The 13,645-nt window shown below is 76.1% G+C and carries 4 protein-coding genes; all 4 read right to left on the reverse strand.

The window, feature by feature from the left end; genetic code table 11:
- On the reverse strand, window positions 1–6,427 hold a 6,427-nt coding region (locus AC08OP_RS02245), incomplete at its 3' end, for an amino acid adenylation domain-containing protein (RefSeq protein WP_476612683.1).
- A gap of 123 nt (window positions 6,428–6,550) precedes the next feature.
- Entirely contained in the window at window positions 6,551–8,227 is a 1,677-nt protein-coding gene (locus tag AC08OP_RS02250) for a (2,3-dihydroxybenzoyl)adenylate synthase (RefSeq protein ID WP_476612684.1), read from the reverse strand.
- A complete protein-coding gene (locus tag AC08OP_RS02255; protein ID WP_476612685.1) occupies window positions 8,224–13,290 on the reverse strand; it encodes a salicylate synthase in 5,067 nt (1,688 codons plus the stop codon). The genes AC08OP_RS02250 and AC08OP_RS02255 overlap by 4 nt, the downstream gene beginning before the upstream one ends.
- Window positions 13,291–13,298: 8 nt before the next feature.
- Window positions 13,299–13,595 (reverse strand): MbtH family protein, encoded by a 297-nt coding sequence (locus AC08OP_RS02260; protein ID WP_476612686.1) that lies wholly within the window; start codon window positions 13,593–13,595, stop codon window positions 13,299–13,301.
- Between the last annotated feature and the right edge of the window lie 50 nt (window positions 13,596–13,645).

Here is a 13,645-nt window from a genome sequence, read left to right on the forward strand (position 1 = left end):
GGCCGGGAGCCGGCAGGGCGGCTCGGTCGAGCTTCCCGTTGCCGGTCAGCGGCAGCGCGTCCAACGCGACGACCGCGGCCGGGACCATGAAGTCGGGCAGCGCGGCGGCGGCCCGGTGCCGCAGCGCCGGCCCGTCGACGCGCCCGCCCGCCCGGGGGACGACGTAGGCGACCAGCCGGCGCCGGCCTGCACCGTCCTCCCCGGCGACGACCACGGCCCGCTCCACCGCCGGATCGGCGGCCAGGACCGCCTCGATCTCGCCCGGCTCGATCCGGAAACCGCGGATCTTGACCTGGTCGTCGGCCCGGCCCAGGTACTCCAGCGAGCCGTCCGGGCCCAGCCGGGCCAGGTCGCCGGTGCGGTACATCCGGTCGCCGCCGTAGGGGTCGGCCACGAACCGGGCTGCGGTCAGGCCGGGGCGGCCCAGGTAGCCCCGCGCGAGCTGGGCGCCGCTGACGTAGATCTCCCCCGGGACGCCCGGCGGGACCGGGGCGAGGTGGCGGTCGAGGAGCCGCGCGCGCAGGCCGCGCAGCGGCTCGCCGATCACGCTCCGGCGGTCGGCGGCGGCGTCGGCCGCGCCGGCCCGGTCCAGCGGCAGGTACGTGACGTGCACCGTGGTCTCGGTGATCCCGTACATGTTGACCAAAGTCGGTGCGCCGTCCGGATGGCGCTCGTACCAGGGGGCCAGTCGGCCGAGCTCGAGCGCCTCGCCACCGAAGATCATCAGACGGAGGCTGAGGTCAGACCGTCCGGCCTCCCGCTCGGCCGCCCGCAGTGCGCCGAAGGCCGACGGCGTCTGGTTGAGGACGGTGACGGACTCCCGCCGCAGCAGGTCGAGGAACTGCTCGGGCGAGCGGGAGACGTCGTGGTCGACCACGACGAGCCGGCCGCCGTGCAGCAGCGGCCCCCACAGCTCCCACACCGAGAAGTCGAACGACACCGAGTGGAACAGCGTCCAGACGTCGGAGGCGTCGAAGCGGAAGAGATCCCGGGTGTCGGCGAACAGGCGCACCACGTTGCGGTGCGGGATCAGCGCGCCCTTCGGGCGGCCGGTTGAGCCGGAGGTGTAGATGACGTAGGCGAGGTTGTCCGGGCGCGCCCGCCCCGCCCCGTCCGGCGGGGTGGCCGGCGCTTCGGCCAGCGCCGCCCCGACCAGCGGGTCGTCCAGCGCGATCAGGGGCACGCCCGCCCGGGCCGGCAGCGCCGCGCGGGTCTCGATGGTGGTCACCGCGCAGACCGGCGCGGCGTCGCGCAGCATGAACGCGATCCGGTCGGCCGGGTAGGCCGGATCGACCGGCAGGTACGCGCCGCCGGCCTTGAGGACGGCCAGCAACGTCACGACCAGGTCGGCCGACCGGGGCAGCGCGACCGCCACGACCGACTCCGGGCCGACACCCCGCCCCGCGAGCAGGCGGGCGAGCCGGTTGGCCCGCGCGTCCAGCTCGGCGTAGGTGAGCTCGGCGTCGCGCCAGCGCAGCGCGACCGCGTCCGGGGTCCGGTAGGCCTGGGCCTCGAACAGCTCGGGCAGGGTGGCGCCGGCGCCCCACCCAGGTGCCGGCGGCGGCGGGAGGAGGGCGGCCCGGCTCCGCTCGGCCGTGGGCAGGGCGGCGACGGCGCCGATCGGCCGGTCGGGGTCGGTGGCGATCTCCTCGAGCAGCGCGAGCATCCGGTCGGCCAGGCCGGCGACGGTCGCGTCGTCGAGGACGCCGCGCTGGTAGCCAAAGGTGAGCCGCAACCGGTCGCCGGGGATCACCCGGATGGTCAGCGCGTAGTGGGTGGCATCGTGGCCGTCGACGGCGGCCAGCCTTGGGCCGCCCGGCGGGATCAGCGTGGCCGCCGCGAACGGGTAGGACTCCAGGACGAGCAGGGTGTCGAAAGCATCCCCCTGGCCGGCCAGCGCCTGGATGTCGGCCAGGCCGAGGTGCTCGTGGGCGAACAGCCGGCCCTGGGCCGCCTGGAGCTCGGCCATCAGCGCGGCGAACGTCCCCCCGGCGGTCACGGTGGCCCGAACCGGGATGGTGGTGACGAACAGGCCGATCATGGCCTCGACCCCGGCCAGCGCCGCCGGCCGGCCGGCGGTCGCCGCCCCGAACACGACGTCGTCGCGGCCGGCTGCCCGGGCCAGCAGGACCGCGTGGGCCGCCCGCAGGACGGTGCTCAGCGTCAGTCCCCGCTCGCGCCCGAGCGTGGTCAGGCGGGCGGCCAGCTCGGGGCTGGCCTCGCGGTCGACGGCGGCCGGGCTCGGGCCCGTCTCGCTCGCCGGCGTAGCGCGGTGGCCGCCGCCGGCGGCCAGTAGGGTCGGCCCCTCGAGGCCGGCCAGCTCGGTCCGCCAGGCCGCGCGGGCGGCGTCCCGATCCTGGGCCCGCAGCCAGCGCAGGTAGTCCGAGTACGGGCGGACGGCGGGCGGCCGGGGCGGCGGGGCGGCATCGGCATCGGCATCGGCATCGGCATCGGCGGCCAGCGTGAACAGCTCCCGCAGCACCAGCGGCAGCGACCAGCCGTCCAGGATGACGTGGTGGGCGCAGACCGCCAGCCGGGCGCTGTCCGCTCCGGTGCGGACCCACAGGAACCGGATGAGCGGCGGCGTGGTCAGATCGAAGCGCGCCGCTCGGTCGGCCACGACCAGCCGCTCGGCCTCGGCCAACCGCTCGGCGGCCGGCCAGCTGGAGAGGTCGACGATCGTCCACTCCGGTTCGGCCCGGTCCAGGATGGCCTGGGCCGGGGCGGCGCCGTCGGCCAGGACGGCGGCGCGCAGGAGATCGTGCCGGGCGACGAGCTCCCGCGACGCCACGCGCAGGCGTTCGGGGTCGAGGTCGTCGGCGTCGCCGCGCAGGTCGAGGACGAACTGGATGACGTAGACGTCCGGCGTGTCGTCCCCGTCGACGAGGCGGTGGAACAGCATCCCCGCCTGCGACGGCGACAGCGGCCAGACCTCGGTCAGGCCGGGCAGCCGCTCCCGCCAGCGGGCCAGGTCCGCCGGGTCGACCGGGGCCAAGCCCACGGGCGCCAAGCCCACGGGCGTCTGGTCTGAAGGCGTCTGGTCTGAAGGCGCCTGGTTCGCAGGGGCCGAGGCGTCCGCCGCTGCGGCCAGGCCGGCGACGGTCGGCGCGGCGAACACGTCGGCCAGCTCGACCGTCACGCCGGCGGCAGCCGCCCGGGTGACCACGGCGAAAGCCAGGATGCTGTCGCCGCCCCGCTGGAAGAACGAGTCGTCGACGCCGACGTCGGGCTGGCCGAGCACGGCCGCGAAGACGTCCCGCAGGACCGCCTCGGTCCGGGTGGCCGGAGCCCGAGCAGGCAGAGCCCGGCCGGACCGGGCCGCCGCCCGGAAATCGGGCGCGGGCAGCGCGCGGCGATCCAGCTTCCCGCCGGGGGTGGTGGGCAGCGCGGGCAGCACTACGAAGGCCGCCGGCACCATGTAGTCGGGCAGCGCCGCCGCCACGTGGGCGCGCAGCGCCGCCGCGAGCGCCCCGCTGCCCGCTTCGTCCGCTGCCGCCCCGGCTGGGATGACGTAGGCGACCAGCGCCCGGCCGGCCGGCCCGTCCTCGCGGACGACCACGGCGCAGCGGGCGACCGCCGGGTGGCGGTCGAGCACCGCCTCGATCTCACCCGGCTCGACCCGGAAGCCGCGGACCTTGACCTGATCGTCCGAGCGGCCGGCCAGGACCAGCTCGCCGCTGGCCGTCCACCGGGCGAGGTCGCCGGTCCGGTACATCCGCTCGCCGGTCCCGAACGGGCTGGCGACGTAACGGGACGCACCCAGCGCCGGCCGAGCCAGGTAGCCGTGGGCGACGCCCGCGCCGGCAAGGTACAGCTCGCCGACGACGCCCGGCGGTACCGGCATGAGAGCGCCGTCCAGCACGTAGGCCCGGGTGTTGCGCAGTGGGCGGCCGACCGTCGGCCGCCCACGGTCGGCGCTTCGCACCGGGCCGGTCGTCGCCCAGACCGTCGTCTCGGTCGGCCCGTACAGATTGGTCAGGCTCTCCGCGCGGGCGGTGAGCTCGCGGGCGAGGTCGGCCGGCAGCGGTTCGCCGCCGCACAGGACCCGCACCCGCGGGTAGGGCCCAGCAGCCGCGTCAAGGATGGATCGCCAGCGCGATGGGGTCGCCTGGGCCAGCGTCACCGCGCCCGCGGTCAGCAGCCGGGCCAGCTCCGAGGGGTCGCGGGCCGCCCCGCCCTCGACGAGATGGATCGAGGCGCCGACGGTCAGCGGGGCGAGCAGTTCGACCGTGCTCGGGTCGAAGCCCAGCGTGGTCGCGGCCAGGACCCGGTCGGCTGGCCCGATACCCACGGTCTCGGCGAACGACGACAGGAAGTTCGCCAGGGACCGGTAGCCGACCAGGACGCCCTTCGGCCGGCCGGTCGAACCCGACGTGTAGATCACGTAGACCGGGCTGTCCGCGTCGACGGCGGGCGGCCACGATCCAGCGGCCGGCACCGCCGCGGCGCCGGGCTCGGCGTCGGCCTCGGGATCGGCCTCGTCGATCAGGACGAGCCGCGTCCCGGGCGCGGCCCGCAGCCGCGCGGCGAGCGCTCCCGTGGTGACCAGCACCGACGGGGCCGCGTCCTCGATCATGAACGCGATCCGGTCCGCCGGGTAGTCGGGGTCGATCGGGAGGTAGGCGGCGCCGGCCCGGGCGGCGCCGGCGAGCGCGACGACCAGGTCGACCGAGCGGGGCAGCGCGATCCCGACAATGGAACCGGGCCGGGCGCCGCGCCTGGCCAGCCGGCGCCCGAAGGCGTCGGCCGCCGCCGCGAGCTCACCGTAGGTCAGGGTCCGCTCGGCGGTGACCAGCGCCGTCCGGTCGGGGCTGGCCGCGGCCTGGGCGGCGAACAGCGCCACCCACGGCTCGGTCGGGCTGGGCCCGGCGGTGTCGTTCCAGTCGACCAGCACCCGGTCACGCTCGGCCGAGCCGAGCAGGTCGATCGGGCCGATCGCCGTGCCGGGCTCGGCCAGCGCCCGGGCCAGCAGCCGCTCCAGCCGCGGGCCCACCGAGCCGGCGAACGCCGCCGACACCGAGCCCGGCTGGTAGGTCGTCTCCAGCTCGAGCGGGCCAAAGCCGCCGTCCCCGCCGAACTCGGCCACCACCATCAGCGGGAACTGGGCGGTGCCGTTGGGCAGCGGGCGGCGCTCGCCGCGCAGGTCCCGGCCGTTCTGGTCAGTGCGGTGGAGGGCGGCAGCGGCCGGTGAGCGGACGGCGAACATCGTGCTGAACAGGCTGGACACGCCGTCGGAGCGGTCCGGGTTGAGTTCGCGCGCGACGTCGGCCAGGTCGACGTCGGCGTGCGCGAGGGCGCCCCGGCACACCTCGCGGGTCCGGGCGACCAGCTCGGTGAACGTGTCGGCCGGGCCGACGGTGAGCCGGAGGCAGATGGTGTTGCCGAAGTAGCCGATGACGCCGTCGGTCCCGGCGCCGTCCCGGTTGACGACGGGCGAGCCGACGGTGATGTCGGTGGCCCCAGTGGCCCGGTGGATCAGGGCCGCGTAGGCGGCGAGCAGCACCACGAACGGCGTCGCGCCGTGCCGGGCGGCGAACGCCCGCACCTGGCCGGCCAGCTCGGCCGGGGCGTGATGGACGACCTGCCGGCCCGCGTCGCGCCGACGGCCGGCCGGCGGGTCGGCCGGCTGCGGCTGGCCCGGCTGCGGCTGGCCCGGCTGCGGCTGGCCCGGCTGCGGGTCATCTGGGCTCGGCTCAGGCAGGCGTACCGGATCGGCCAGCGGGAGCAGCCGTTCCCGCCAGTAGGCCAGCCCGGCCGGGCGGGCAGCCGGCTCGGCGGCCGGCCCCGCCGCGTCGATGAACGAGACGGTGGCGGGCGGGCCGTCGCCGTCCCAGCGGTCGTAGGCGGCCAGCAGGTCACCGAAGAAGACGTCCCAGGACACGTCGTCCCAGGCGATGTGGTGGGCGGCTACCGCGAGCAGGTGCCGGAGCGGGCCGTGGCGCAGCACGGTGACCCGCAGCGGCGATTCGGCGGTGAGGTCGAACGGGCGCCGGGCCGCGCGCAGCGCGATCTCCCGTGCGCGCTCCTCCCGCTCCTCGGCGGGCACGGTCGTCAGGTCCACGCTGAGCCACGCCGGTTCGATGTCGTCCCGGAGCACCTGCTCGAGCTGCCCGTCCGGGGTGACCCGGTAGGTCGTGCGGAGGATCTCGTGCCGGCGGGCGACGGAGAGCAGCGCCCGGCGCAGCGCATCGACGTCGAGCGGGCCGGTCAGCTCGAACCCGGCTGAGATCGTGTAGGCGGCGCTGCCCGGGTCGAGCCGCGACAGGAACCACATCCGGCGCTGTCCCGGGCTGGCCGGGTAGCCCCGGCCGGGCTCCCGTCGCGGCCGGGGGCCGGCGCCGCTGGCTGGCTCGCGCGTCAGTCGCTCGGCCGCCAACCGGCGGCGGAGCAGCTCGCGCTTGCGCTGCGCGGAGTCGGGACTCGCCACGATGCACGTCCTTCCAGTGGTGCGGCTTCCAGCGGTGCGGCTTCCAGCGGTGCGGCTTCCGATACGGCCCAGGGGGAGGCGGGCGTGGCTGAGGGCCCGCGCCCGCGCCGTCGCCCGGCGGCGCTAACCGAGACGGCGGCGCAGCTCCCGCTTGTCAATCTTGCCGACGGGGGTGAGCGGTAATGTGTCGACGATCGTGAGCAGGTCGGGGAGCATGAAGCGGGCCAGCCCGCGCTCGCGCAGGTACGCCTTGACCGCCTTGAGGGTCAGCGTCGCCCCGGGCCTCGGGACGACCACCGCGCGGACGCTCTCGCCGACCTGCTCGTCCGCCGCTGCGATGACGGCGGCCTGGGCGATCGACGGGTGGGCGAGCAGGTGCTCCTCGAGCTCGGCGGCGGAGACGTTCTCGCCGCCCCGGTTGATGACGTCCTTGAGCCGTCCCTCGACGACCAGGTTGCCGCTGGCCGTCAGCCGGACGAGGTCGCCGGTGCGGTAGAAGCCGTCGGGGCTGAACGCGGTCGCGTTGTGCTCGACGGCCCGGTAGTAGCCGCGCACGGTGTAGGGGCCGCGGGTCCACAGCTCGCCGATCTCGCCGGGCGCCACGTCGGCGCCGTCGCGGTCGACGATCCGGATCTCATCGGCGGGCGCGAGCGGGCGGCCCTGGGTGGTGAAGGCGAGCTCGTCGTCCTCGTCCGGGCGGGTGTAGTTCAGCAGCCCCTCGGCCATGCCGAAGACCTGCTGAACGCGCGGGCCGAGGACCGTCGGGATGCGCCGGGCCAGCTCGGCGTCCAGGCGGGCGCCCCCGACCTGGAGCAGACGCAGGCTGGCGGTGTCCGGCCCCTCCCATCCGGCGGCGTCGACCCAGATCCGGGCCAGGGCCGGGACGAGGGCGGTCACCGTGACCCGGTCCCGGGCGATGAGCTCGAAGACGATCTCGGGGCTGGGGGATGGCGCCAGGACCACCGTCGCGCCGACGCCGAGCGCTCCCAGGATGCCCGGGCAGGCCAGCGGGAAGTTGTGCGCGGCGGGCAGCGCGACCATGTAGACGTCGTCGCTGGTCAGCCCGCACAGCCGGGCGCTGGCCTCCGCGTTGTACGCGTAGTCCCAGTGGGTGCGCGGGATGAGCTTGGGCTTGCCGGTCGTGCCGCCCGAGATGAGCAGCACCGCGACGCCGGCCGGCTCGGGCACCGGTGGTGGCGCGGCCTGCCCGCCGGCCGTAGCAGCGGCCCCGGCCGCCGCTACGGCGTCGAGGCCGGTGAACGGACCGGCCTCACCGGCCACCAGCACATGACCCACCGACGGGACCGCGGCGACGATCTCCTGGGCCAGCGCCCGGTGATCGAAACCCTCGTGCGTGTCCGGGATGGCGTAGGCCACGGCGCCGGACAGCCGGGCCAGGTGCTCGATCTCGACCCGGCGGTGCGCGGGCAGCACGAGCACCGGGATCGAGCCCAGCCGGAGCAGCGCGAACAGCAGCGTCACGAACTCGGCGCGGTTGGGCAGCTGGACCAGGACGCGGTCGCCGGGGGCGAGGCCGAGCCGGGCGAGGCCGGCGGCCAGGTCATCGGCGGCCCGGTCGAGGTCGGCGTAGGAGAGCCGGACCGGCCGGGCCGGCGGACCGGCCACGACGGCGGTGGCCGAGCCGGACCGGCAGGCCCAGGCCCGGAGACGATCGCCGAGCGGGGCGCCCCGCCAGTAGCCCTCGTCCACGTAGCGGCGGGCGAACTCGTCCGGCCAGCGGACCCAGTCGTCCGCCGCGCCCGGCTCGGCTGGCGGACCGGTGACCGGCGGGGCGCTCACCGTTCGGTCCCGGCGGCGGCGGTCGCGCCGGAGGGATCGGCCGGGCCGAGCAGCCGCTCCTCGATCTCGTCGTCGGAGAGGCCGGCGATCTCCCAGGCGATCGCCGCGACGCGGTCGAGCCGCCCGGGCGTGGGCTCGGCCGCGCGCAGGTCCCGCGCGAGCGCGGCGACCGTCGGCGCGCCGAACAGCATTCGGACCGACACGTCGCCGGTGTCGAGCTCGTCGCGCAGCCGGGCCACCACGGCGGTGGCGAGCACGGAGTCGCCACCGAGGGCGAAGAACTCCTCGGTGACCCCGAACTCGTCGAGGCCCAGCGCCTCCCGCCAGACCGAGAGGATTACCCATTCCAGGTCGGATCCTGGCGGGGCCGCGGCCGGCCGCGTTCCGTCGAGATCGCGTTCGAGGATGGCGCCGACCGCCTTACGGTCGATCTTCCCGTTGGCGCTCAGCGGGAGTTCGGCCACCGCGACGACCCGGTCGGGCACCATGTGCGGCGGCAGGACGGCCCGCAGGCCGGCCCGGACCGCCGCCGGGTCAACCGGGTCGGCCGGGTCGGCCGGGCCCTCCCCCGCGTCCGGAACGACGACGGCCCCGAGCGCGCTCGGACGCCCGTCCGCGCCGCCGGTCAGCACGGCCACCCCGGCCCGGACGCCGGGCAGCGAGGCGAGCGCCGCCTCGATCTCCCCCAGCTCCACCCGGAAGCCTCTGATCTTGATCTGGTGGTCGCGGCGGCCCAGGAACTCGACGGTGCCGTCCGGGAGGTAGCGGGCGAGGTCGCCGGTGCGGTACCAGCGCTCGCCGCCGTGGGTGACGAACCGGTCGGCCGTGCGTTCCGGGTCACCCCGGTAGCCGCGGGCGACGCCGGCCCCGCCGATCCACAGCTCGCCGGCGACGTGGTCGGGGCAGTCGCGGCCCAGGGCGTCGACCACGCGCAGCCGGACGTTGCGCAGCGGGGTGCCGTAGGGCACCGAGCGCCATTCGGGCGGCACCGGCCCACCCCCGACGACCTCGCACACGGTGGAGTGGATGGCGGTCTCGGTCGTGCCGCCGAGCCCGAGGAACCGGCAGCCGGGGACGGCCGCCTCGAGCCGGCCGGGCAGGTCGACGCCGACCCGGTCACCGCCCAGGAGCACCGCGCGCAGGCTGGCGCCCAGCGGCACCCCGGTGGCCAGGACCAGGTCCAGCACGGCCGGCACGCAGTTGAGGATCGTGACGCTGTGGGCCGTGATGAGCTCGGCCCAGCGGGCGGCCTCGCGGCGGGACTCCTCGTCCACGATCACCACCGCGCCGCCGGATGACAGCGGGGCGAAGATGTCGAAGACCGACAGGTCGAAGTCGAGGGCCGAGACGGCCAGCGTCCGGTCGCCCGGGCCGAGGCCGAGCCGGTCGACCAGGTCGTCGATGGTGTTCATCGCGGCCCGGTGGCCGACCTCGACTCCCTTCGGCTGACCGGTCGAGCCCGAGGTGAACAGAACGTAGGCCGGTTCGTCCAAGCGGGCGGGATCGTCGGCCGCGCTCAACGTGAGTGTGCCGGGCGGGGCGGACGGGCCGGCGGCGAGCGCGTCGTCGAGGGTGAGCGGGGACACCCCGGCCGGCCAGTCCGGCCCGGGAGGCGCTGCGGATGACGCCGCGGACGGCGTGGTGATGACCGTGCGGAAGCCGGCGGTGGCGACGATCCGCGCGACCCGGGCCGGCGGCTGGTCCACGCCGACCGGCACGTAGGCCGCCCCGGCCGCCAGCACGCCGAGGACGGCGACGACCTGGTCCGGTCCCTTCGGCAAGCTGACGCCGACCAGGTCCCCCGGCCGCACGCCCCGGGCGGCGAGGGCGCCGGCCACCGCCGTCGCCCGGGCGGCCAGCTCGCCGTAGGACAGCGACCGGCGCACCGGCGACTCGCCGCCGCCGGCCGCTGAGTCCCACAGCAGCGCGAGCGCGTCCGGGCGCCGCGCGGCCGCCGCGAAGAACTCCTCGTGGAGCAGGCGGGTGGACGCCGGTCCCTCGACCGCGTTGACCCGGCGTCGCACCGTCCGGGTGGACTCGCCGAGGAGGCCGTCGACGGGCTGGTCCCAGGCCGTGCCGTCCGTGGCTGGCGCCGGGCCGGGGCCGGCCGGGCTGGGGTCGGCCAGACCCCGCACGAGCCGTTCGAACGCGGTGAACATCGCGTCGACGACGCCGGGAGCGAACGTGTCCTCACGGACGTCCCAGTTGACCAGCAGGCCCCCGTCAAGCTCGGTGACCTGGGCGTCAAGCAGGACCTGCGGGCCCTGCGAAATGATCCACACCGGCTGGCCGAACTCCCGGCGCACCGAAGCATCGAACAGCTCGCCGAGGCCGAGCGCGCTGGTGAACACGACCGGCGCGAGCACCGGTTCGCCCCGGTGGCGGCCCAGGTCGCGGAGCACCTCGACGCCGGAGTAGTCGGCGTGGGCAGCGTCAGCGTGCAGCCGGGTCTGGATCCGGCGGGCCCGCTCGACGAACGGAATGCGGTCGGTCAGGTCGATCTCCAGCAGAACCGAGCTGGTGAAGTCGCCGACGATCCGGTTGACGTCGGGGTGGAGCTGCTCGCGGTCGAACAGCGGAACGTTGAGGAGGAAGCGCGACTGCGCGCTCCAGCCGCCGAGCACTTCGGCGAACGCGGTCGCGACGGCCACGGCCGGGGTGATGCCGTGCCGGTGGGCCGCCCGGCCGAGGGCCTCGCGGGCGGGTGGCGGCAGCTGGAAGTGACGCCGGGAAACCCGGGGCGGTCCGCCGGGCTCGCCGGGGGCGCCGAGGCTCGCTACCAGCGGGAGCTGGGGCGCCCCGGGCACGCCGGGCAGGCGGTCGAGCCAGGCGCGCCGGGCCCGCTCGGCCGCCGCGCGCGGGAGAGCGTCGCGTTCCGCCCGGTAGCGGCGGTAGCTGTAAGCCGGCGCGGGCGCGACCTCGTCCGGGCACCCGTACTCCTCGGCCAGGTCGGCCAGCAGCACGCGGTAGCTGACCGCGTCGGCCGCGACCATGTCGACGTCGAGGTGGAAGCGGGTCGTGCCGTCGGGCCGCAGGCTCAGCGCGGTCGAGAAGACCTCGCCCCGTTCGATGTCGAGCATCTGGTGGGATAACTGGTCGCGGACGGCGGCCAGCCGGGTGGCGGCGGCGTCCTCGTCCAGGTCGCGCAGGTCCTGGACGATCAGGCCGCGCCAGCCGGGCGCCGGTTCGACGACCTGGCCGCCGTTGTCGGTGATCCGGGTCCGCAGCGCCTCGTGCCGCTCGATGAGCCGCTCGATCGCGGCGGCCAGCCGGGCCGGATCGAGGGCGTTCCCATCGAACTCGGTGTAGAGGTGCGCGGCGACGCCGCCGTAGGGCTGCCCGTCGCCGCGCCCGATCCAGTAGGCGTGCTGCATGAGCGCCAACGGGAACTCGGCGCCGTCGGCCTCGGCCGGCGCGACGGCCACCGGTGCGGGCGGGGCCGGCTCGCTCGCGGGTTCCTCGCTCCCGGGCTGGAGCATGACGGCGGGCTGCCTTCCGGCCAGCAGCTTGAACCAGCCGTCCAGGGTCGGGGCCTCGGCCAGCTCCGCGAAGTTGACCTTGATGCCGGCCCGCCGCCAGCCCCCGATCGCCCGGATCAGCGCGATCGACTCGAGGCCCCGCTCGAAGAGGTTGTCGTCGTCCCCGAGCTCGGCCGGATCCTCCCCGAGCAGCTCGGCGACGGTGCGCCGGAGCCTTTCGAGATCGCCGAGCGCTTCCAGATCGTCGACCGCCGCCGGGACCGGGCGGGCCGGCTGGGCCGGCACGGCCGGCACGAGGAAGCGGCTGACGCTGCGTAGCTTCTCGCGCGTCTCCTCCAGCTCCCGTTCCGGGCGCGACGCCCCGACGACGCCGGCCCCGGCTCGCAGCCAGGTCCGGCCGTCGTGCTGGAACGCCGTCCGCAGGACGAGGGCGGCGTCGAGGGCGCCGTCCGAGGTCGCGCTGATCACGGCGCCGCTATAGAGGCCACGCGGCGACGGCTCGTAGCGCCGGATCGCCGCGCAGGCGGCGTCCTTCGGCGCGCCGGTCGCCGTGATGGACGGGAAGACGGCGGCCAGCGCGTCCCAACCGTCCCAGCCGGCGGCGAGTCGGCCGCTGACCCGCGAGGCCAGGTGCTGCACGCTGCCCCGCTCGAGGACGGTCATGAACTCGTCCACGACCAGCGTGCCCGGCGCGCACAGCGGCCGGAGCTCGTCCTGGGCCGCCTGGACGGACACGGCGTGCTCGTAGATCTCCTTCGGGTCGCGTAGCAGCGCCTCCCGCCGGGCCCGGTCTCCGTCCCCGCCGTCGAACGCGGCCGTGCCGGCCAGCGGTTGGGTGGAGACCCGGCCGTCGGCGTCGACCTCGACCACGGTCTCCGGGCTGAACCCGATCGCGCGCAGGCCGTCCAGATCGAGCAGGAAGGAACGGGCCGGCGTGTTGCCGCGCCGCCCCCGCTCGTAGGTCGCGACCAGGTCGATCTCGCCGTCGACGGGGACGACCCGAGAGAGGATCACCTTGCGCAGCCGGCCGGCCTGGATGTCCTCGACGGCCCGCGCGACCATCCGCCGGTAGTCGTCGGCGCCGTGGTCGAGGTTGGCCAGCGGCCGGGGTTCGCCCGGCTCGTCGGCGGCCGCACCGCCGAGGGTCTCGGCGAGTGCGTCCAGATCAGCTTCCTCGGCCGCGCGCAGCAGCGCGCCGGTCGCCGACAGCCGCGCCTCGCGGGCCGGGATGACCAGGTGGATGAGCGGGTCGGGGATGACCGGCCCGGGCAGCCCGAGCGCCCGGGGACCGAGCTCGAAGCCGGCCCAGCCGCACGCCCGCCAGCCGGTGACCGGGAGCGCCGCCAGGACGCGGGCCAGGGTGCGCAGCGGAGCGCCGTCGACTAACTCGACCCGCCAGTCCCCGCCCGCGCGGTAGCGGATCTCGTCCCAGTACACGACGGCCTCGGCCAGGGCGCCCGAACCACAGTGCCACTCGCCGTCCCGCTCGTAGACGGTGACCGGCGCCGCGGCATGGCGGGCGAACCGCGCCGCCGCCGCCAGCGGATCACCGGCGAGCGGCACCGTCCGTTCGCGGTAGATCATCGGCGCCGTCATCGGGACGCGCCGGGGCCGGCGCCGGCGCCGCTGCCCTGCGTAGCCGGGGCGCCCGTCTCCCGGCGGTCGGCGGGCGGGCGATCGGCGCCCATCCGGGCAATCAGGCTGGCCGGGCGCAGATCCGTCCAGTTGGCCTCGACGTACTCCAGGCAGGACGACCTGCTCGCGGCTCCGTGCACCGTCGTCCAACCGGCCGGCACGGGCGCGAATGTCGGCCACAGCGAGTGCTGGCCCTCGACATTGACCAGGACGTAGAAGCTGCCCTTTTCGTCATCGAACGGGTTGGTCGACATGAGGTGCCGTCTCCTTGGATCTCAGTCCGCGACTTAGGCTCTCTTTACTT

This window comes from Frankia sp. CeRuru1 (genome assembly GCF_977966315.1).